The sequence below is a fragment of the Saonia flava genome, from assembly GCF_011927795.1.
GTDB classification, from domain to species: domain Bacteria; phylum Bacteroidota; class Bacteroidia; order Flavobacteriales; family Flavobacteriaceae; genus Saonia; species Saonia flava.
Genome location: NZ_JAATJJ010000001.1, coordinates 434,374 through 457,029 on the forward strand (window position 1 = coordinate 434,374; position 22,656 = coordinate 457,029).

Consider the following 22,656-nt stretch of genomic DNA (forward strand, 5'->3'; position numbering starts at 1 on the left):
TTTTTTTAAGTCATAGTAAAGGGGGAAAACCAAATGGTTTTTCCCCTTTATTTTTAGAGCATCTAGAATAAAACTCAGTCTTTAGTTTTCGCCTATATCATCCAATAGTTCATACCCCTGGTTGATTCCTTTTTCAATTGCTGGCACGCCATGTTTCATCCATACTGGTTTGGGTGCCGCTTTTAAGTAGTGGTCAAAAAACTGTGCCATACGTAAATTAAAATCTTTTCTATTCTGGAATTTTAAAGGCCAATGGGGTTCCCCATTGTAATTTAGGAACCATGAGGGTTTCCCCAAACGTCTTAGGCTAACAAAAAATTCAATTCCTTGGTACCAAGGCACATGACCATCGGCATCATTGTGCATCACCAAAAGCGGGGTGTTTATTTTATCTATATTAAAAATGGGTGAGTTTTCTATATACCTTGCTGGATATTCCCATGGGGTGCCCCCTAACCTGCTCTGGGTATGTTCATATTGAAATTGCCTGCTGAGACCTGTCCCCCATCTTATGCCACCATAGGCACTGATCATATTTGGTACGGGAGCACCAGATTCGGCCGCCTTAAAAATATCGGTCTTGGTCACCAAATATGCTATTTGATATCCTCCCCAACTATGCCCTTGCACCCCAATATTATCTTTGTCCACAAAGCCCTTTTCCAGCAATGAGGTAATTCCAGGAATAACACAATTTAAGGCACTTTCCCCTGGATATCCTATTCTATAATGAACATCGGGATTAAAAATGAGATAGCCCCTGCTTGTATAAAAACTATAATTGATTGTGGAACGTCCAAAAGAAGGGGCCCTATGTCTAAAAAGTCCGTTAGAGCTTTTTTCATAGAAATTCACAATCATTGGGTATTTTTTGTTAGGGTCAAAATTTTCGGGTTTTATGAGCATCCCCGTAAGTTCTTTTCCATCTAGGGAGGTCCATTTCACCAATTCAGATGTGCCCCAATTGTATTCCTTTTGCTGTGGATTGGCATCGCTTACCACTATCTGTTTCTTAAAGTTTAAATTAGAAATTCTAATATTGGGGAATTCCTGAAAGGACTGTCTTGTGAAAATAACATGTTCTCCCATTTGTGCCTTTATTGGCCTAGAATAGCTATACGGACCCGATACCAATTGCTTTCCTTTAGTGGTCTTTGGATTATATTCATAATATCCAGAATGTTTAGAGGTTTCATCAAAGGTTGTGAACAGCCATTTTTCATTCGTATCCATAAACCGTTTTTCATCATCTAACTGCACATAACGGTAGGTAACTTTATTGGCCCTTCCTTCCGTTAATTTTTCACTAGACCCTGTATCTGGGTCGAACTTCCAAATATCATATCGATCATAAATTAAAAGAGCCTTGTCTTTTTCTGTCCAACCTGCTACACTATAAGAACTGGGATGTCTTGGTGAGTCGTTCAATTCATTATAAAAAAGCTTTCCTTTGGTCAAATCAATACGTTTTCCAGATGCTACTCCATAGGCAAACCAGGTACTGTCAACGGGACTATAGCCATAGGCATATTTACCCTCAGGGCTTAGGCGAACGGCACCACCTAATGCTGTGAGCACCTTTTTGGTTTCTCCCGTAGCCACATTGACCAGGGCATAATCACTAGATCGCATTCCTGTCCATTGACTTTCCAACTGATAGGGTTTTGGATTATTGACCAAGGCATAAGGTGCATTCCCCTCATTGCCCAATCGCACATTTGGATATTCCTTAGATCCCAATTGTACTAGTTTACCGTCCTTTAAATGAATAACCGTTTCGTATGCTTTTTCTTGATCTCTTTTAAGCTGTAACTCTTGTACTGTATATAAACGTGGTTCATCATAGGTCCAAACTTCTACATTTACGATTTCATCGTCGTTCAATAAGGTGTCCTGGACAATAGCCGGAGTTGCCAATCCAAAGTACACTTTTGTCTCATCCTTGGAAAAGATAATGGCACCATCTGGCGAAACCCTGTACCCCTTTGGGCTGGACACGCCATCCAACAGTTTTTCTGCCAAGGAAGCACCCTTCTGCCAGAGAAACAGTTCATTGGGTCGTACATAGGCCTTGGTAGTGTCATTATCTACCACAAAGCCCAATCTTTCACCAGATTCACTAAAACTTAATTGATAATACTTGGATTTTTCTGCCTCATAAACCTGTGAAAGTTGGTCGTTTTCAAAATCAAACACATAAACCCCTGCCTTCATAATACTATCCGTGCCTGTAGTTACAAAGGAAAGCTGCCTTCCTTCTTTTGCAAAGATGTAGTCCGTTACAAATTTTATGGTATCTTCTTTTTTGGACAATAAATTTCTTACAACCAAATGATACCCATTGTCTTTATCTACTTTTTTTGACTTTTTCTTCTTTTTATCTTTCTTTTCTTCTTTTTCAATTTCTTTATCACTATTCTTTGTGGTGTCCTTTTTAGCACTAATTTCTTCAAGTTGATACGCTATATGACTGGACCATTTTTCTGGAACTTTGTATGACTTTATGTTTCCTATCTTCACCAGAGAACCATCATTTAAATTGTAAATTCCAAGGGAGTCTTTTGGTAGCCTATCCTTTTTAACTTTTCTTCTTTTCATATCAGAAACAGAATCTTTCCAAGCTTTTATGGTAAACAAGGCGAAGTCTGAATGATAGGTGAATTTACCCTTCTCCCCTCTTTCATGCTCAAAAACAAGATTGGATTTAGCGTTTTTAATTTTTAAGTGGCTGTCCTTTTCCCCCTTTTCCAGGGAATACATAACAAAATTTCCATCATTGGAAATGGACCTGTTTTTAATGGTTTTCCACAAATCAACATCTGCATGGTCCAAAATCTTTTTTTGGGAAAAAGCACTAATTGAAAGTGAAATTAAAAATGTAGAAATTATATATTTCATTATATAGTTGGGATTAGTTGGTCTTTGTTTTGTTAAAATAGTTAAACTAAAAAAGGATTGGGTGACTTAGGCCAGTTCCTTAATCACCTTAAGCGCCCTATCAATTTCTTCTTTGGAATTATAAATATGAACCGAATGTCTCAACATCTCGGCACCAACCGAACGGGGTTGTAGTTTTTCCTTTTCCCACATTGTTTTTTGCAGATCTGGTCCCGAAATTCCTTTTACACTATAGGTGGTTATTCCAGCAGCCAGTTCTTCATTGCTAGAAGAATGTAAGGTTACATGTTCCATTTTCTTTAGTCCGTCTCGTAAATAAGTGCCCAATTCCTTTATCCTCCCCAACCATCTCTCTTGGCCTATGGTATTATAGAAATCTACCGCTGCCCCAAAACCTGCCAATAAAGCGGCATTTCCAGTTCCAGTTTGCATTAATCGAAACCCATGATCTTCTTGGTTGTCCCAATTATAGCTGGCAATAGTGGTCCATATATCGCCTACCACATCTTTATTCACATATAAAATACCACTTCCTGCCGGTGCCAGCATCCATTTATGAAGACTGGAGTAATAGGCATCACATCCTATATCCTTAACATCTACTTTAACCTGACCTACGCATTGCGCACCATCCAATACGGTAAAAATTCCGCGCTTTCTGGCTTCTGAACATATTTCCTTAACAGGCATTACCGTACCATATCCAGAAATAATATGGGGAATGGCAATTACCTTGGTTTTCCGGGTTACTTCTTTAAAGATTGCATCAATAATTTCTTTTGGGTCATTGGCCGGGACAGGCATAGTAGCTTGTTTGTATATACATCCCTTTCTTTTTGCCAACAATTGCCATGCTCCAAAACCACCACCATGCTCTTGGTTGGTATTCAATAACTCATCCCCCTTTTTTAAATTGAGTCCCATGCCCACATAGTTCATTCCAAAAGTGGCATTTTGGGTAAGGGATATTTCCTTAAAATCACAGTTGATAATGCTTCCCAATTTTGTCCTAAGTTCTTCACATGGAAAATACCCACTTAAAAGTACGGGGCCAGAACCATTTTTATAATCCACTGTGGCGGCCTGTTCTCCCCAATGCAGCATATGATTGATCATGGTATCCAAAACATAACCAGATGAAGGTCCCATGGTGCCATTATTAAAGTAGGTCATTCCCTCTTTCAAGGGAAACTGCTTACGAACCATCTTCCAATAAGCTTCCCCTTCCGTTGTAGTTGTATTCAGTTCTTTTAAAGACCAATCCTTTTTGGTATCAAAAGATAAAAAGGGCATGGACAAGGCGGCAAGTGAGCCGGTTTTTAGGAAAGATCTACGTGGATTCATAAACTCTGCATTTTAGATTGTGTTAAATTTACAGAATAACTTAAAAATTATGGGTTAGATATCCCTAATTATTGAATGTCTTTTTCGCAAAATTGATATTAAAACCAAGGGTTTTAGAAGAACCAAGAAGAGTTTACTATGTTACGTCCTTTTCTGAAACAGCATACACAAAGACTTCTTTAAGTTTACCCCTTAGGGAAAGACTTCCCAATTCATTAAAGATAAAGCCGGAACCATTTAATTGATTTTTTAGTTTATCAGAAATCAATAGTTCTTGTTTGTGTTCGTTGCATTTACTTTGAATCCTTGCAGCAGTATTGATGGTGTCACCATGATAGGCAATCTCCTTTTTGTACTTGCCAACCTCTGTCACCGTAACAATACCAGAATGCAGTCCTGCCTTAAAAAAAGGCGCACAATTGTATTTACTTTTATAGGCTTCCCTTTTTTTTGCCAACTGCTTTTTAAAATTATAATAGGCGTTGATACAGTTTTGATTTCTTAACCCAGCCTTTAAATTCCAGGTCAATATTACTTCGTCTCCCACATATTGATACACTTCCGCCTCATTTTCCAAGACCACACCCAAATCATTAAAACACTCTTGGATCATTTTACTATATGTTATATGGCCCAATTTTTCTGCATGGGTGGTAGAGGACTGTAAATCCAAAAACATAAAAATACGTTCCTCTTCCCTAGGGGTGTAAAACTTACCCGATAAAACCTTTCCAAGGTTTTTCTCCCCAATGAGCAAGCTTATCTGTCGAAAAACAAACATAAAAATATCTACACAGAGAATATAAAAATAAATGGCCGGGCTTCCTGGTTCTAGTACAAAGGCAATAAAACCTTTGGTTTCACCAAAAAATGTGGTGACCATGAGGTAGGAAACAAAAATGAGAAGGGATAAAAACAAAAAAGCAAAAACCACCCTAACCAGTAGTAGCTTAGCTATGGATATTTGCTTGTAAATACGTTCTTCCGTAAGGATCTGGGTATATCCAGAAATGCTTCCAAATAGGAGACCAAATAGTATGGAAACCAAAATAGTTTCCCAGAACTCAAAGGCAACAGAGCTTTTTTCAATGGTTCCTACTCCCCGTACTATGCTTAGAAAAAGAAATGCTAGCGTCCAACCCAGAACATAGTGTAAAATAATCTTCCATCTATATTTGGTTTTGAACTTCATAGAAACTAAGCTACACAAAAAGTAGTAAAAGCGTAAGAACAATTCCTCCCAATGTATAATACAGTCCTTTTTTAAAGGTGTCCGATTTTGGTAAAAACATAAAAAAGGCAGAAACCACAAAGAACAATAAGGAGACCCCAAAGAAAATATTAAGCCAAAACAACGGACTATTGGTAGTTGCCTTGTGTACTTTGGTCATCTTGTTCAGGACAAAAGGAAGTTCTTTGGAAGTATACGTGGCCATCCCTGTGGCATTGTTATATTCCCCATTGGAAAAATAAAAAACATCCCCTTCTTTTTTGGTGATTTTTAGGTTTCTATTGTGCACTGCCCTTCCCAATTCATCAATAGCCATATTTGGTGCCAATTTTTCTTCCACTAATTTTTCCTGTTTCAAAAAATCCGTGTTCCTAAAGATGAGAACAATCCCACTCAAAGCGTACATCGCCATGATTCCTGCTAAGAAAAAACCCAAATAGCGGTGGAAAATTCTCATATAAAAACTTGTTGATTTTTTTGCTCTTGCACTCATATTAAAATTACTTTTCTTTGGATTTAATTTATATATCTATTCAACTGCAATACTAAGAATATCTTTTATAAATAGCTGGTGATTAGGCAGCATTTATATATTTGTTGAAAATTAAAAAGTGCATCCTAGAAATCTTCACAACAAAACTTATGATTTTAAAAAGCTGATCAATGGCCATGCACCACTACAAGATTTTGTTTTTACCAATAGTTACGGTACAGAAACTATTGATTTTGGAAATCCAAAGGCCGTTTTAGCTTTAAACAAGGCCATACTATTAAGTGATTATAAACTAACGGATTGGGAGTTGCCAGAAGGCTACCTATGCCCTCCTATTCCAGGAAGGGCAGATTACATTCATCATATTGCGGATGTTCTAAAAAATGAAGGGATGACAGAACCCGTTAAAGGTTTGGATATTGGTGTTGGGGCCAACTGCATCTACCCCCTTTTGGGAGCACAGATTTACGATTGGAATATGGTTGGAGCAGATATTGATCAGACCGCAGTCGTTTCAGCAAGAAACAACGTAGGTTTAAACCATGAATTAATAAACAAAATTGAGATAAGGCACCAACCCAATAATGCCGATATTTTTAATGGAATTATACAACCCAAGGAATACTTTCACTTTACCTTATGTAACCCCCCTTTTCATGCCTCAAAAGAAGAAGCTAGCAAAGGTTCACTACAGAAACTAAAGAATTTAAAAGGTTCTAGTGCCCTAGAACTAAATTTTGGCGGACAAGCCAACGAACTGTGGTGCAATGGTGGGGAAGCCCTGTTTATTAAACGCATGATCAAACAAAGCGTAGCATTTGCCAAACAAGTGGGCTTTTTTACGTGTTTGGTCTCAAAAAGTGATAATCTTCCTAAAATTAAAAAGCAGCTCAATAAACTAAAAGCCTCCTACTCCATTATTCCCATGGAGCAAGGCAATAAGAAAAGTAGGATTGTGGTCTGGACGTTTAAATGAATCCTGTTTAATTTAAGCAGGAACCAAATCCTTCTTGGATTTTCTATACAGGTATGAATTAAAAATACTTCTTCTGGCAAAACGGTATTGCTTTGGAGAACTATTAAATTTTATAAATACATTCCTGTTTACCCCAAAGTATTCATAGGTAGTACCATCTAAAAAAGTAACTTCCAATAGCAATCCTTTGTGTTGGTAATCTGCGATACCAGATTCCGAAATAGTTTTATTGTATTCTTCCAGGTTGGCAGCTTTTGTCTCGGGAGCTATACTTACCAAAAAATGATACGCATCTATAATCTCCCTACTTTTAAGTTCTGCCTCTTCCTTTTTGGCATCTCCCTCCAAGAACTTATCTGGATGCCATTGTTTTACCAAACCTCTATAGGTTGTTTTTAAGGTTTTAAGGTCTATTTCCTTTTCTATGGAAAATAACTTCTTGTATTGGTTAATACGTTTCATATGCCAGGGTTTTAAAAACCAGCCGCGAAATTACACTTTTTCTTTTGATAGTTGTATAAAATTCAACGTATTACGGCAATAAAGTTTAAGTAGGGCCTATATATTGATTCCTTTATTAATTCATTACTTTTATAAGGGATATATAGATACCGTTACTAATATCCGTACGTTAGGTGTCATTTGAAAAAGACACTCTGTCAGTCATTGAACATTGGCATAAATATTGCCATCTAACTTCCAGAAAATAAGTTCATTGAAATAATAATATTGGATTAGACTTTAGGTTCACTCATAAATCTATCGTCAGGATTGCCCTAGAACACCTTTTGAGAATATGTGTCCGAACGATTTACGTCTTTGGGCTGTATTTAACCTTAAGTGGTTCTGTGTGCTTCTCGTTTGATGCCATTGTGTATGACAGCACAATACCAATGGAAACAATGGTATCAAGCTCTTTTAAGAGCAGAGAGTGCAGGCAGTCAGAAGCTGTTTCTGCAAAAAATGCAAAAAACTTGCAAAAGTCAGAAAAAACCTTAAATTTGAATGAAATGAGTATATATCACAACATCAATTTGGGCGAGAAAGCTCAATCCAAAAAAATGCCGTCCGCAACGCCGATGAGAAAACGCTTGAATTAAATGTCAAGTTTGCGTTAGACTTTAGGTTCACTCATAAATCTATCGTCAGGATTGCCCTAGAACACCTTTTGAGAATATGTGTCCGAACGATTTACGTCTTTGGGCTGTATTTAACCTTAAGTGGTTCTGTGTCTATATTGTAGAGGCTGTCATACAGACAGTTTGTCTTCCAAAAGGTCTTTGCAACACAAGAATTGATGAAAAAAACACTACTATACAAAATATCCTCTGAAAAAAAACTACTAGCTGCTTGGGGAAAGCTTAACAAATCAAATAAATCTTCATATGGAATTGACAATATTTCAATTGAGGATTTTAGTGCAAATTTAGAGGATAAAATATCTTCAATTTCTAAAAATTTACGCGCCAACTCTTATAAATTCTCAAAAAACAGAGCTGTATTAATTCCAAAGTCAAACGGCAAGTTTAGACCATTACAAGTTCCTACAATCTCTGATAGATTAGTTTTAAAATCTATAGCTATAGAACTTGAAGAACAATTTTCAGAGACAATAGATAAAAGTTCAGGATTAAGCTTTGCGTATCAAAAAAAACTTGGAGTTAAAGATGCAATTGAAAAAATCAAGGAACACTACGATAGTGGAAATGATGTCGTTCTTGAAGCAGACTTAATTAACTTCTTTGGAGAGGTAGACAAAGAGAAACTTCTAAATACACAGATTTTTCCCAAACTTCCAGATGACAGCTTAAATGATTTAATAAACAATGCGCTCAATCAAGAAATTGGTGGATTGGATAAAATAAAACAACACGAAAAGAAGTATTTCGACGGCTTAAATACTGGAATCCCTCAAGGAAATCCGCTTTCACCATTGCTTTCTAACATTTACTTGTCACCTTTCGATATTTATTTAAAAAGCAAAGGACACTTATTAGTTAGATATGCTGATGACTTTGTAATTATGTGCAAAAATGAAACCGAATGTAAAAATGCTTACAAGGACAGTTTAGAAATTCTAACTAAATTGGATTTAAAAATTCATCCTTTAGAAGACAGTGATAAAACCAAAATTGTCGACTTATCAAAATCCACTTTTGATTTTTTATCAATCACTTTTGACGGAAAATCCTTTTACCCTTCAATTGAAAACGTTGAACGGCTGAAAAGTAAAATCCGTGATATTTGTAATGGAAAAATAGACTACAATGTGCTTACGCTACTAAAAAAAGTGTTCAACGTATTTGATGGTTGGGTTTCAGCATTTTATTACACAGAAGTTGAAAGATATTCAAAAGAAGTCGATTACTATATTAATAGGCAATTATTTCTCGCATTGAGAAAATTTGATTGGAAGTTTACACCATCATCAAAAGGAAAACTTCCGAATAAATATCGTCATAAAAATGAAAGTCCTGATTGTCTTTCTGACAAGCAAAGACAAAAATCTGGAATTCCAATTTGCACGGAATTGTTAACTTCAAAACGGAATAAAAAAAACGACACCTAACAAAGAACTGAGGTGAAAAACAAACAAATTCTTCCTTAATCTGAATCAAACTTAAGAAGTGTATAATTAGTTGCGGGCTGAATTTCCAAATGGAAATTCTTAACTTTAAAAAATGGCTCGGATCTAGGCGGACGATTTCCGATGGAAATGTCCGCAACGAAATCATAGCTGAACCGTTATGCAAGAAACTATACAAATAGGAATTGGTAATTTAAGATTCGATTGTCGAACTGATGGCAATAAAGAAAATGAGTTAGTGATTCTTTTACATGGTTTTCCTGAAACTTCATACATGTGGAAAAAGTTAATGTCCAGTCTTTCTGAAAATGGATTTTATTGTGTTGCGCCAAACCTAAGAGGATATAGTAAAGGCGCTTCCCCAAAAGGTAAAAAAAACTATAGTTTGGATAAATTGGCTATGGATGTTTTAAATATTTCTAAATTTCTAAATAGACCTAAATTTCATCTCATTGGCCATGATTGGGGAGCTGCAATTGGATGGAAAGTGGTTCATGATCATAAAGACAGTATTTTAAGTTGGACTGGGATTTCTGTACCTCATATACAAGCTTTTGGAAAAGCAATTGTAGTTGATAAGGAACAAAGTAAAATGAGTCAATACATTAAAAACTTTCAAATCCCATTTCTTCCAGAAATTCAAATTAGAAAAAACGATTTTAGGTTATTTAAAAAGCTATGGAAGAATTGTGATGCAAATGAAATAAATGATTATTTGGAGGTTTTTAGAAACCCAAAACAACTTACTGCAGCCTTGAATTATTACCGTAGTAATTATAAACTATTAAAGAAAGCTTATAGAAATAAAATACTCGGGGACATACATGTCCCAACCTTATTTATTTGGGGAAATAAGGACATTGCAATAGGTTCTTACTCCGTAAATGAAAGCCATCAATACATGAAAAATGATTATGAGTTTATAGAGTTGGATTCTGGACATTGGCTAATTCAAACAAATTACTCTGAATTGCAAAAAGCCATTTTTAATCATCTTTTAAGAAACAAGAACAGTACCTAACCATGTGTTTAGCAATAGCGGTTTAAGTGATAAAACCAAAGCATAAAATAAAACAAAGGTCTTGTACCAATTAGCAAAGTAAGCTCTAACCCCTTATTCTTCTTATACAAACGGATGGTAGTGCATTAACAATTAAAGCTTAAGAAATCCTATACAACGTAGTTATAATTACTTCTTTATTCCCATTTACAGGAACAGCCAACAGTTGTTTTTCTTCTTTTACTTTTAGATTAAAGAGGGGTACCAATAGGTTTAGTCCACTTTGCTTTTTTAGTCTAGTTCCTTGCCCAGAAATAATATCTTTATTGGGTATAAAATCTCCTACAGGTAGATGTTCCGTTATAATAACATAGTTAAAAGCAGCCAACTTTCTTACTATTTTTTGTACTTCCCCATTGGATAGGTGTTGCAGAACTTGTCTTAGTATGGCGCAGTCCCCATATGGCATATCATCTACTGCAATATCCAAGCACTGGAATTCCAAGTTTTCTGCTGCAAATTTCTCTTTATTATGCACAATTAGGGCAGGAACAATATCTACGGCAACATAGTTCTTAGTGAACTTTACCAACTCCTTGCCCACATTAAAATCCCCACAACCTAAATCACATACCGAAAGGGGGTTTGTAAAAGAGTTTAGAAATGTTGTTAGAACTGCTATATAAGGATTTACTATTTCAGGATCGTGTGATCCTTCACCGGAATAAAACTTAGCAACGCTATTCCCCCAAAGGTTCTTTTCATAAACCTGTTCCATAGCAGCTTTCGTTGGCCAAGGTGTCTTAATTTTAACGTTATCTTTCTTTTTCATGGATGCACTAAAGTTGACTTTGGCTACCAATCAATAGGTCTATAATCTTTTAAGAACTTGCCACTCCAATGCTTTCCTGTATTTATCCCATCTATTAATGGGTCCATAACCCTGGCAGCGCCATCAACAATATCCAATGGTGGTTGAAAATCGTGCAATTCTTCTTTACGCTTGGCCAATTCGGCAGGGTCTTCATCCGTTACCCAACCCGTATCCACAGCATTGACGTAAATTCCATCTTTTGCCAAACTACCTGCCGCTGTATGGGTAAGCATATTTAGTGCTGCCTTGGCCATATTGGTATGGGGATGGCGGTCTTCCTTAAAAAAGCGATGGAATTTACCTTCCATGGCAGAAACATTAATAATATGCTTTTTACCCGTGTTATCCTTCTTCATTAATTCTGAAAGTCGGTTACACAACACAAAAGGAGCAACTGAGTTCACCAATTGGACTTCTATCATTTCCGTGGTTTCAATTTCACCCAGTTTTAACCGCCAACTATTGGTTTTCCTAAGGTCTACCTGCTGCAAATCGGCATCCAACTCCCCTTCTGGGAATACTTCACTGGCTTGTAAAGAGTTATCAAAACTATACGGAATCTGGGACAGTTTTGCCGATGCTCGTATTCCAATTCCAGGTTCTGGACCATGCCATGTTACAGGCATGTTTTTATTGGGCGATGCTGTTGTTGTCAACTGTTTTAACTCAGTTAAACAACTTACGTGGTCTTTTAATAAATCGGCAGCATATTGGGGTAAAGAATCTATAGGTCGCTCTTCATTGGCCATTAAATGCTGATAAAATCCAGCCGGTCTGCGTACCGTTTGTGCCGCATTGTTGATGAGGATATCCAATCGGTCATACCGCTGCTCTATATAATTACAGAAAATTTCCACACTGGGAATATGACGTAGATCCAATCCATGAATTTTTAACCGATGTCCCCATTGTGTAAAATCGTCCTCTTTGGAAAAGCGCAGGGCCGAATCCGCAGGAAAACGGGTGGTTGCCACAACCGTGGCGCCTGCACGCAATAACATTAAAGTAATATGGTACCCTATTTTTAAACGGGAGCCCGTAATTACAGCTACCTGCCCATCCAAATCACACGTTTGAAAACGTTTCGCATAATTAAAATCCCCACATTCTGTACACATGGTATCATAAAAATGGTGCAATTTGGTAAAGAGTGTTTTACATACATAACAATTTCTTGGCGACTCCAATTCAGGAGTTTCCTTTGATACATCTGCTGCCGGGAGCAATTTTGGAGCTACAAAAACTGTGGCCTCACGAGCACTCCGAATACCGGTTACTTTACGTGCATTTCTGTCTTTTGCTGCCTGCTTCCTTTTTTGAGCTTTTTTGGCATCTTTTTTTCTGCGGGAAAACTCATCTCTATTGGGTCTGGAAAGTTTTCCAGAAGCTATTAGCAATGCAGTACGCTTCTCTTTGGATATTTCAAAAATCTCATTGGTATTATCCACCAATTGCTCAAGAATGGCAATGCATCTATCAATCTCCGCTTCGGTAATAGCCGTTTCCTTGTCTTCTTTAATCATGATTAACCCTTAAACAGCTATTTACGTTTGTTACGCTTGTTATAGTTCTTATCTCCCTTGGTCTTGGGCTTCTTATATTTTTGCTTGATGATACGCTTATAGGAACCACCCTGATTGGTTTTTTTGTTCTTTTCTGATTTCTCATGAAAACTGGGGCCACGCTCCTCCAATTCCAATTTGTTGGGATTGTTGCGTTCCAAAATTTTAGGACGTTCATCAGCTGTTAGTTCCTTGGATACATCAACGGATGGTGGCAACTCCTCCAATGGGATATGTAAATCCATCAACTTTTCAATAGCCTCTTTACTTTCCTTTTCCTGCTCCGTATAAAACAAAAGGGAAGTTCCCTCCTTTTCTGCCCTACCTGTTCTACCAATCCTGTGCATGTAGTTTTCTGGATAGCTTGGTGTATCAAAATTAATGACATGGGAAATTTCATCAAGGTCCAATCCACGTGCCATAACATCGGTAGTGACAAGGATTCTATTTTTACCTTCATCAAACTGACGAATAGAACGTATCCTATAATTTTGGGTCTTATTGGAGTGAATTAAACAGATTTCTTCACTAAAGAATTCTTCCAACTCTTTAAATAAAAGGTCTGCAGTTCTCTTGTTAGATACAAAAACCAACACTTTGTTAAATTCTTCAACATCTTGAAGCAAATGCACCAATAGATTAACCTTGGTATAAAAATTAGGCACTGCATAGCAATGTTGCGATATATTATCTAGAGGAGTACCACTTACTGCCACAGATACTTTTTGGGTTCCTCTAAAAAAGTCGTGGATAAGCACCTCTATCTCATCGGTCATGGTGGCGGAAAACATAATGTTTTGTCTTCGTTCTGGTAGCAGGTCAAAAATATTGGTCAACTGAAAGCGAAAACCTAAATCCAACATCACATCAACCTCATCAATCACCATTTTTTTAACAGATTTCAATTGCAAGGCCTTGCACAGAACTAAATCGTACAAACGACCAGGAGTGGCCACCACAATATCTGCCCCTTGGGCAAGTGCTTCTTTTTGTCGGTTCATATTGGTGCCACCATACACACCAGTTACCCGAACAGAGGAATATTTCCCGAATTTTTCTATCTCTTCCACAACCTGTACAACCAGCTCCCGTGTAGGTACCACAACCAGAACCCTTGGATGTAGCTCCTTTGAGAAAGGGAGCATTTGTAATATGGGCAACATATAGGCAAAGGTTTTTCCTGTACCCGTTTGGGCTATGCCCACCATATCCTTACCAGACATTATCACAGAAAATGCCTGCTCCTGAATTGGAGTGGGTTTCTCAAAACCCAAATCGGTAATGGCATTCCGTAATTGATTGTTTATTTTAAAATCCTCGAAAGATTGCATATGGCTTACTTTTAAAACTGGGAGTCGTTCTTTGATTCCTCCTTTTTTACAGTGGGCAAATTAGTGTGTTCCACAATATAATTCCCTAAAATTTTCTCCACGAGTTCCTCTTTTGTAAGATGATGGAAAATCGTGTGTATTTTTTCCTTAAACTCCCCGGATACAGCTCTATTGGGTTTTGTTTTGAAGATTTTTTTTGCCCATAAAAGCGTATTGTTTTCATCAATACTTTGGGCATCCGCCTTTTTAAACTTTTTAAAAGTAATGCCCAGTTCCTTCTCAAAATCCGCAATATCCTCTACCTCTTCTTGTTGCAATACCGTTAGTGCAAAGCCTTTTGCTCCGGCCCTGGCCGTACGCCCACTTCTATGCACATACACTTCATATACATCTGGTAAATGATAATTGACCACATAGGATATTTCTTTAACATCTATCCCCCTAGCAGCCAAATCAGTTGCTACAAGGATATTAATATGTCCTTCCCTAAATTGTCCCATAATCCGGTCACGAATGGGTTGGGACAAACTACCGTGCAAGGCCCCAGAAGAGAACTTGTTTATGGCCAAATTCTTGGCCAATTTGTTAACCGCTGCTTTTGTCTTGCAGAAGATAATGCCACGCTCACCATCTCTTGAGCTTAGAAAATGCATCAACACTTCCAATTTCTCAATGGGATCAACAACCACATATTGGTGGTCTATTCCTTTATGGCCCACAGTTTCCATATCCGCCTTTACCTCCATTACATGCTTGGACATATAATTTTGTATCAACTGTTTTATGGTCCCTGGCATAGTTGCCGTGAACAAGATGGTTCTTTTATTTTTTGGCAACTCTGCCACAATTTTATCCAACCCATCCCCTAAGGAACTCACCATTTCATCTGCTTCATCCAACACCAAATATTTTACACCTTTGAGGTTGATTTCATTTCGCTGAATTAAATCTATAAGACGCCCTGGCGTAGCCACAACAATATGTGTAGTACTTTTTAATTTTTCTATCTGAGGTTTTATAGGTGTGCCACCACAGATTGAAGCGATAGAAATCTCGGGTATCTTAGAGGCAAAAGAAACTAAATTGGTGTAAATCTGTTGCCCAAGCTCTCGGGTTGGCACTAAAATTACAGCCTGTATAGCAGTTATTTCAACATTCACCAGTTGTAACAAGGGCAATCCAAAAGCAGCAGTTTTCCCTGTTCCAGTTTTTGCCAAACCAACAAGGTCGTCCTGTTTTTCCAATAAAATAGGAATTGCTTTCTTTTGGATATCTGTAGGAACGGAAATCTTTAAAGTAGCTAATCCTTTTTGAAGCTTAGCATTGATTCCAAGTTCAGAAAACTGTTTAGACATGAATTAATTTTCGGCAAAGATAGCCATTAATCCTCAGGCGGATAGCCATGGATTTCCTCAAAAATATCATCAAAATTTTGGCGCAGATAAGAGTTTAATTTTTTCTGATAATCATCCTTTAACCAGCTTAAAAAATTATAGGTGCTCCTACTTATGCATTTTGCATAGGTTTCTATACGTTGATCAATATCACCCTCTAGTAATTTGGCCAATGCCAAAGCATCATAAACATCCTCACTGTTCTCTGTACATATTTTTGCATGGTGCGCAATAGACCGTTCAAGCACTACTTTTGAGGATTCCCCCATAGCTACGGCATCTGTATAGGTAGCCTTAATATCAAAATAAACATCTTCGGACTTGGAAAACTCAGCCCTAAGTTCTTCGGGCATTTCGTGTTTAAAATTAGCCTCTATTTCCTCATCTCCAACCAAACGCTCCATATAAAATTTGGGCGAGCTAAAAATAGTCTGCCAATCCAAATCGGCACCCCAAGGACCAAACCTATAGTAATTGTTACCTAAATCTATAACTGAAAACTTGGTCTTATTGTTCAAAATTCTGGAACCACGTCCAATCATTTGATAATATAATGTCAAAGATTTTGTGGCCCTATTCAAGATAATGGTATCTATAGTGGGTTCATCAAAACCTGTGGTAAGAATACTCACCGATGTTAAAATAGCGTTTGGAGTTTCCTTAAACCATTTCAAAATTTGCTTACGCTGTTTCTTGGTAGCGGTATTGTCCAAATGCATTACTGGCAATCCTGCTGCTCTAAACGTATGGTATACATGTACGGATGTATTAATTCCGTTGTTGAATATCAATGTCTTCTTGTCCTTGGAATGTTTTAAATAAGCCTGTAAAAGCTTATCCAACATGGCCGGACTAGAATATAGATCCTCGGATGATTTTACGGTGTAGTCCCCATTAGAGCCCACCTCTAAAGAAGTAAGACCCATATCATATTGAAACACCTCGGCACGAGCCAAAAATTCATTTTCAATTAGGTTTTCTATACTTTCCCCAGTAATCAGTTCATTATAATTATCCTTCATTGGCAGCTCCTTATTGGAACTAAGTGGAGTTGCCGTTACCCCTAGGATAAAAGATTTTTCAAAGAATTTAAAAAGTTTGGTAAAGGAATTGTAATGCGCCTCATCTATAATGACCAAACCGATATCGGAAATATCCAACATGTCGTCATTTAGCCTATTGTTAAGTGTCTCCACCATGGCAACAAAACAAACATAGTCATTCTGATCATCCAAATTTGCAGTACTGTTCACCACCTTATTGATTACACCAAAGCTGGTAAGCATTTCTGAAGTTTGCCTACAAAGCTCCACACGATGGGTCATTACCAGTACCTTCTTGTTATGGTGCTTTAGATACTGACGTACCATTTCTGAGAAAATAACCGTCTTACCACCACCTGTTGGAAGCTGATAAAGAAGATGGTAATCATCAGGAGCGGTATCAAACTTTTCAAAGATTTTATCAATAGCACCTTTTTGATAGCTATAAAGTTCCTTGTCTGTTTTCTTTTCCTGAAGTTCTTGTGCCAATTCTGCCATACCATTTTTTAAGGGAGTGCAAATTTACAGCCTTTAAAGGGCTCTAGCCAATAAATTTTGGAAAATATGATGAATGTAGGAAAATACGGGATGTTCTACTCATTTCTTTTTCTACTAAAAAACCTGGAATACCCTCTCAGTTTCTTTTTAGTATTGATGAAATATACTCCTGTTAAAAGTATTACGGCAGCAATTATGGATTGAAGTGTAATATGTTCATTTAAAAAATACCACCCCAGAAGCAATGCTATAATTGGGTTTACATAGGTATTGGTGGCAACTTTTTCTGGGGATACCACCTTCAACAAATAATTAAAAGAAGTGAAGGCCACAATACTTCCAAAGACCACCAACAAAATCATTGACAATTGAACTTTTCCGCTCCATTGAGAAGGCCATGACCATGCATCTTCATAAAACAAGCTAAAACCAGCCATTAAAACACCCCCTATAATCATTTGATAACCAGTGTTTACAAAAAAATTACTGGGTAATTCCGCCTTGGCTACAAAAAGGCTTCCAAAAGCCCAACTGATCATACAGGCAAATATCATTGCAATCCCCACTATAGCGCCCTCCTGCAAAACTATCTGTCTTTGGCTCGCCAAAAGATACATGCCCAATACACCCAAGACCACACCCACATAGGACATAGGCTGAATCTTTTTTCCTTCCACAATTCTCATTAATATAAGAATGACCAAAGGTTGGCCGGAAATCAACAAAGCTGCAAAACTACTGTCCACATATTTTAATGCCCAAACAGCAATACCATTGCCAAGGGTTAAAAATAGAAAGCCAGCAATTGAGGTGTTAATAAACTGTCTTTTGCTGATTGAGATTGAAATCCCCATTAATCTGGAGAGAATGAATATGAGAATCCCCGCAACTATAAATCGAATGGAGGCCAGCATAAAGGGCGGCAACTCAGTCACGGCAATCTTGTTCAACAGATAAGTGGAACCCCAGATAACGTATATTGAAAAAAAAGCAAGAATGATAAGTGTACTACTCTGAGGTTTACCCATATAGATTCAAAAAAAAACACTATTAATTCAACTATACGTTCCCTCTTTAGGGTACTTAAAAGATTAAATCTTTTTTACACGAACGGCATTCATGCCTTTCATGCCCTTTTCCAATTCAAAGGAAACTTTGTCATTTTCAGCAATCTCATCGATCAATCCACTAACGTGACAAAAATATTTTTCTTGATTCTCTGAATCTATAATAAATCCAAAACCTTTAGAGGTATCAAAAAATGATACTTTTCCTTTTCTTACCGGGTCAAACTCTTCTTCATCGCCTTCCTCCTTTTTAGGAATTCCCAATACAATGCTTTCTGCCTCAATCTCAACTTTCATACTTGGATCTGGTGGAGTGTCCACTAGATTCCCGTTAAAGTCAACATAGGCCATAGGAATACCTGTTTTCCCATTCTCTTTGGCCTCTTCCTTGCGAGCCAACATTTTTTTTCTTTTTTCTTCGCGCTTTTTTAAACGCTTTTTTTCTTTTTCACTTTTGTTAAATGTCTGTTGCGATTTTGCCATTCATTAGTTTTAATTATACTTCTTTTTGCATGCGTGTTTTAGAAGAGCGAAATACTAAACGAATGTTTGGAGAGAACAATGAATGTATACTATTATAACCTATATACTAGCTAGTAACTAAAGTAAGGGCTTATGTTTATCTTCTTAAACAATACAAATATAAAATATCCTTTTAAATGTGATGCTACGATATTTATATTTATTGCCATTATATACTACGAAAAATTAAATAGTTAACGATCCTTCCAATATAGACACCGCTTTTCCCTTAATAATTAGGTTTCCATTCTCCAATAATTGCAGTTCCATAAATCCTGTTCGTTTAGAGGCCTGAAAAGACTTCATTTTAGTTAAATTCTTTCTTTTGCCCCAATAGGGAGCTAAAAAAGTATGTGTGGCACCAGTAACCGGGTCTTCATTGGTCCCAACCCAAGGCCAGAAATATCTTGACTGAAAATCATATTCTGGATTGTTGGAATGTGAGGTAACCAAAACACCACTTATACTGTTTGTTGATTTCTTTAAGGCAACAAAATCGGGAGTCAAATCAACTAAAAGTTGAGGGTCGGCAATTTCTACCAAAAGAATATTATTCTCTTTGTTGTATTCCGCATTCACAATTTCATCTATTCCCAAAGCTTCCAATAGTTCTTGTGGTGCATTTGCAGGAGTGGTGCCATAAGTGGGGAATTCCATTGCAATGAAGTCGTCCTCTTTTTTTGTGACCAAATCCACACCACTCTTTGTTAAGAAATGGATTTCATCCAAGTCCTGTTCATCAAAAATTACTTTTGCCGAAGCCAAGGTGGCATGTCCACACAATGGAATTTCCTCTAAGGGTGAAAAAAAGCGAATAGAATAAACATTATCTTTTTTATGCTTTACGAAAGCTGTTTCTGACAATCCCAATTCATGGGCTATGTGTTGCATTTTCTCTTCTGTGATGTCATTTTCCACAAGAGCTACTCCCGCTGGGTTTCCTTTAAAGGGTTTATCTGTAAACGAATCTATTATATATGTTTTCATGGGTGTTGTTTTAATTGTTATTGTTTAAGGCCCACTCCACTGCCATTTGCGCGTGAATGGTACCCGTATCAAGAGTTGGGATTTCCACTTCAGAACTTGGAATTAAAATAGGGAGTTCTGTACATCCCAAAATAATGCCCTCTGCCCCGTCCTTTTGAAGGGTTTTTATAATTTTTAAACATTTCTCTTTGGATACCTCCGTAAATTGACCTTTAACCAGTTCATTATAAATAATGTCGTGCACTATTTTTCTATCCGCTTCATTGGGAACAATGACCTCTATCCCATGGTTTTCTTTTATGTAGCCTTTATAAAAGTCCTTTTCCATAGTAAAACGGGTTCCTAAAAGACCCACTTTCCTTAGTCCCTTCTTTTTTATTTCCAATCCCGTAGCTTCCGCTATATGGAGAAAGGGAATGGATATGTTATCAGATATATAGTTACTGACCAAGTGGATCGTATTGGTACACAGGAGTACAATATCTGCCCCAGCCCTTTCCAATTTTATGGCTGCATCCTTTATAATCTCACCTATACCGTCCCAGTCTCCTTCAAAAGTGAGTTTTTCTATTTCAGCAAAATCTACGGTTATCATAATATTTTTGCACGAATGGGAGCCACCCAATTCTTCTTTAACTTTTGTATTGACCGATTCGTAATACAATTTTGAGGACTCCCAACTCATTCCCCCTATTAATCCGATTGTTTTCATTTAGTTTCTTTCTCTATTGTTACTAATAAATTCTAATGACTTCTCCATTGTCTGTTCCTTCTAAACTTCGCACATAACCATTTACTACTTTGTCCATGGGTATGGCAATATGTCCAGGGAAATAGTCATGATATTTTTTAACAGCATCCTCTACCAAACCTGGGGACACCACATTTACCCTAATACCATTGTTCATTTCCAGCTTTACCGCCTTTACAAAGCTATGAATTGCTCCGTTGACCATAGCGGCACTGGTTGTCATCTTTACTGGGTCATCTGCCAGAATACCCGTGGTCAACGTAATAGATCCACTGGAATTAAGGAATTCTTTCCCAATTCTAACCAAATTTACTTGCCCCATTAGTTTACTTTGAAGTCCTATATAGAAATCTTCTTCGCTCAATTCATTAAAAGGCGCCCATTTAGCTTCCCCCGCTATGGAAATAATAGCATCTACCTGACCTATGGATTGAAACATACTAGTAATGGAATCTGAATTCGTGATATCCACTTGGGCATCGCCTTTTTTTCTCCCAGCTATTATTACCTTATGTTTTTTTGATAAATATGATGAAACCTTTTTGCCAATGGTTCCGTTGCCCCCTACTATTACTATTTTCATATGCTTTTAATTAATCTATTTATCTAGAATTCTAGATATGTATCCTAAAAAATTATATTTCCTTACTCAATAATTTAATATATTCCGAAATTACTTTTTCATTCCTCCTATAATAGGTCCATTTACCATGTCTGCTAGGTATCAATAGATTGGCATTTTGCATCATTGACAAATAGGTTGAAGTGGCAGATTGCGACAAACCAGCTTTGTCCTGTATATTACCAACACACACACCATCATCAAAACCTTCTATGTCCTTATGTGGTGGAAAGTTTTTCTCCGGTTCCTTAAGCCATTTTAGTATATTGACCCTTGTTACATTGGAGAGCACTTTACTAATTTCTATGATATCCATGATGCAAATATACAAATAATATTTATATATCTAGATTTATAGATATGTTGTGTTGATTTTAACCAATAACCCTATATATTAACCAATTGTCCCTACTCCAAAGAACTCAACAAATAATTCTGTATATTGAAAACAAAAGCATCTAGATGATCAAACGATTACTTTTTATTCTATTTCTGACATTAAATTCATTACAAGCCCAAGAAAAACCCATAAAAATTGAGGTTAAAGAATTACCCAATCGTTTGGCGTTCTACGGTTTAAATGAAACCGATACGGATTATGATGTTTTGTTCAAAGTAAAAGGATCCAATTTTAGGCAAAGTGCAGCCCCTCCCCGACTGATTCGTATACCGGCAACTTCTAAAGTCCATTTAAAGACCATTGTACTATTTAGGGGAAAAACGCCAACTTATTCCTATGAAATTACTGCCAACGATAGTTTATCCAGACGTTCCTTAAGAAAGGAATTTACAATAATTGAAGTACCACCAAAGAAAATACAACCCAAAAAAAATGTTACCGTTTATTCTACAGATGGTTGTGAACCCTGTTCAGCTTTGGTAGATTCTCTAAACACCAATCACTATATTTTTAGACAATATAACCTCAATGAAAATCCCAAAATAAAAGAGCAACTGGAAAAAGCATATGGTTCTGGTATTTTATTGGACTCACTAAAAGCCCCTATTCTAAATTTAGGTGGACGTCTATATAGAGGTATAGAAAATTATGGGCAATTATTAACTGAACTGAACAAGGAATAGCCCTTTTTATGTGGAAAATTTCCACTCTCCTACCCGGTATTGAGTCTTCTTCTTCCCTTTTTTAAAAATATTATATGTTAATTATTTTATAATGATGGTATTTTTATAATATTGATTACCAGTATTTTAAGTAAAAATACTATCGATATTTTTGTTAATTTTTGTTAAAGATGGTACTATTTATAACATAGTACTGTAACAAAACAAATCAATCCTCGTCTTATAGATATAAAACAAATTATTTATAACAATTTAAAAACAAAATATTATGAGAACTTTCATTAATCGCACACCAACAGAATCTAGAAGACATTCTTTCTTTTCTAACTTAAAAGACAGTAAAAGAGTACGCTGGTCAGAAAGCAGGAACCATACCCATTAGGTATAGACAAT

General features: G+C 36.8%; 21 protein-coding genes. 5 read left to right on the forward strand and 16 right to left on the reverse strand.

What is annotated here, in order from left to right; all coding sequences use genetic code 11:
• Window positions 1–81: 81 nt before the first annotated feature.
• The 4 genes from GGR42_RS02035 to GGR42_RS02050 all read right to left on the reverse strand — a co-directional run bounded on the left by GGR42_RS02035 (window position 82) and on the right by GGR42_RS02050 (window position 5,930).
• A complete protein-coding gene (locus GGR42_RS02035; protein WP_167960344.1) occupies window positions 82–2,898 on the reverse strand; it encodes an alpha/beta hydrolase family protein in 2,817 nt (938 codons plus the stop codon).
• A gap of 66 nt (window positions 2,899–2,964) precedes the next feature.
• Window positions 2,965–4,242 (reverse strand): aminotransferase class V-fold PLP-dependent enzyme, encoded by a 1,278-nt coding sequence (locus GGR42_RS02040; protein WP_167960346.1) that lies wholly within the window; start codon window positions 4,240–4,242, stop codon window positions 2,965–2,967.
• A gap of 136 nt (window positions 4,243–4,378) precedes the next feature.
• The gene (locus GGR42_RS02045) at window positions 4,379–5,434 is read right to left on the reverse strand and encodes an adenylate/guanylate cyclase domain-containing protein (protein WP_167960348.1); all 1,056 of its coding nucleotides are present in this window, start codon (window positions 5,432–5,434) and stop codon (window positions 4,379–4,381) included.
• A 10-nt stretch (window positions 5,435–5,444) separates the two neighbouring features.
• A complete protein-coding gene (locus GGR42_RS02050) occupies window positions 5,445–5,930 on the reverse strand; it encodes a PepSY domain-containing protein (protein WP_245201375.1) in 486 nt (161 codons plus the stop codon).
• A 154-nt stretch (window positions 5,931–6,084) separates the two neighbouring features.
• On the opposite strand from GGR42_RS02050, the gene rlmF reads away from it, so the two are divergent.
• Window positions 6,085–6,942, forward strand: coding sequence for a 23S rRNA (adenine(1618)-N(6))-methyltransferase RlmF (gene rlmF / locus GGR42_RS02055; RefSeq protein WP_167960352.1), 858 nt, complete (start codon window positions 6,085–6,087; stop codon window positions 6,940–6,942).
• Window positions 6,943–6,954: 12 nt separating this feature from the next.
• On the opposite strand, the gene GGR42_RS02060 is transcribed toward rlmF, so the two are convergent.
• Window positions 6,955–7,404, reverse strand: a complete 450-nt coding sequence (locus tag GGR42_RS02060; protein ID WP_167960354.1) for a KTSC domain-containing protein — start codon at window positions 7,402–7,404, stop codon at window positions 6,955–6,957.
• A 431-nt stretch (window positions 7,405–7,835) separates the two neighbouring features.
• On the opposite strand from GGR42_RS02060, the gene GGR42_RS16825 reads away from it, so the two are divergent.
• From GGR42_RS16825 to GGR42_RS02070, 3 genes are all read left to right on the forward strand, one after another.
• Window positions 7,836–8,042 carry a hypothetical protein gene (locus tag GGR42_RS16825; RefSeq protein ID WP_209023914.1) on the forward strand — a complete coding sequence of 69 codons (207 nt, stop codon included), beginning with the start codon at window positions 7,836–7,838 and terminating at the stop codon, window positions 8,040–8,042.
• Between the two features lie 197 nt (window positions 8,043–8,239).
• A complete protein-coding gene (locus tag GGR42_RS02065; protein ID WP_167960356.1) occupies window positions 8,240–9,511 on the forward strand; it encodes a reverse transcriptase domain-containing protein in 1,272 nt (423 codons plus the stop codon).
• Between the two features lie 178 nt (window positions 9,512–9,689).
• On the forward strand, window positions 9,690–10,550 hold the full coding sequence (locus GGR42_RS02070; RefSeq protein WP_167960358.1) for an alpha/beta hydrolase: 861 nt from the start codon (window positions 9,690–9,692) through the stop codon (window positions 10,548–10,550).
• A gap of 139 nt (window positions 10,551–10,689) precedes the next feature.
• On the opposite strand, the gene GGR42_RS02075 is transcribed toward GGR42_RS02070, so the two are convergent.
• The 11 genes from GGR42_RS02075 to GGR42_RS02125 form a co-directional block, all read right to left on the reverse strand.
• Entirely contained in the window at window positions 10,690–11,361 is a 672-nt protein-coding gene (locus tag GGR42_RS02075; protein ID WP_167960360.1) for a class I SAM-dependent methyltransferase, read from the reverse strand.
• A 23-nt stretch (window positions 11,362–11,384) separates the two neighbouring features.
• Entirely contained in the window at window positions 11,385–12,926 is a 1,542-nt protein-coding gene (locus GGR42_RS02080; protein WP_167960362.1) for an SDR family NAD(P)-dependent oxidoreductase, read from the reverse strand.
• Window positions 12,927–12,943: 17 nt separating this feature from the next.
• Window positions 12,944–14,296 (reverse strand): DEAD/DEAH box helicase, encoded by a 1,353-nt coding sequence (locus GGR42_RS02085; RefSeq protein WP_167960364.1) that lies wholly within the window; start codon window positions 14,294–14,296, stop codon window positions 12,944–12,946.
• An 11-nt stretch (window positions 14,297–14,307) separates the two neighbouring features.
• Entirely contained in the window at window positions 14,308–15,651 is a 1,344-nt protein-coding gene (locus GGR42_RS02090; protein ID WP_167960366.1) for a DEAD/DEAH box helicase, read from the reverse strand.
• Between the two features lie 26 nt (window positions 15,652–15,677).
• On the reverse strand, window positions 15,678–17,231 hold the full coding sequence (locus GGR42_RS02095) for a DEAD/DEAH box helicase (RefSeq protein WP_167960368.1): 1,554 nt from the start codon (window positions 17,229–17,231) through the stop codon (window positions 15,678–15,680).
• Between the two features lie 95 nt (window positions 17,232–17,326).
• Window positions 17,327–18,259, reverse strand: a complete 933-nt coding sequence (locus GGR42_RS02100) for an EamA family transporter (protein ID WP_167960370.1) — start codon at window positions 18,257–18,259, stop codon at window positions 17,327–17,329.
• A gap of 63 nt (window positions 18,260–18,322) precedes the next feature.
• Window positions 18,323–18,781: a cold-shock protein gene (locus GGR42_RS02105; protein ID WP_167960372.1), complete on the reverse strand. Its 459-nt coding sequence runs from the start codon at window positions 18,779–18,781 to the stop codon at window positions 18,323–18,325.
• Between the two features lie 225 nt (window positions 18,782–19,006).
• Window positions 19,007–19,807, reverse strand: coding sequence for a PhzF family phenazine biosynthesis protein (locus GGR42_RS02110; protein ID WP_167960374.1), 801 nt, complete (start codon window positions 19,805–19,807; stop codon window positions 19,007–19,009).
• A 10-nt stretch (window positions 19,808–19,817) separates the two neighbouring features.
• On the reverse strand, window positions 19,818–20,519 hold the full coding sequence (locus GGR42_RS02115) for an aspartate/glutamate racemase family protein (RefSeq protein WP_167960376.1): 702 nt from the start codon (window positions 20,517–20,519) through the stop codon (window positions 19,818–19,820).
• A 22-nt stretch (window positions 20,520–20,541) separates the two neighbouring features.
• Window positions 20,542–21,141 (reverse strand): short chain dehydrogenase, encoded by a 600-nt coding sequence (locus GGR42_RS02120; protein ID WP_167960378.1) that lies wholly within the window; start codon window positions 21,139–21,141, stop codon window positions 20,542–20,544.
• A 52-nt stretch (window positions 21,142–21,193) separates the two neighbouring features.
• Window positions 21,194–21,496 (reverse strand): ArsR/SmtB family transcription factor, encoded by a 303-nt coding sequence (locus GGR42_RS02125; protein WP_167960380.1) that lies wholly within the window; start codon window positions 21,494–21,496, stop codon window positions 21,194–21,196.
• 146 nt (window positions 21,497–21,642) lie between these two features.
• Here GGR42_RS02125 and GGR42_RS02130 point away from each other — a divergent pair, with 146 nt between their 5' ends.
• The gene (locus GGR42_RS02130; RefSeq protein ID WP_167960382.1) at window positions 21,643–22,263 is read left to right on the forward strand and encodes a glutaredoxin domain-containing protein; all 621 of its coding nucleotides are present in this window, start codon (window positions 21,643–21,645) and stop codon (window positions 22,261–22,263) included.
• Window positions 22,264–22,656: the final 393 nt, after the last annotated feature.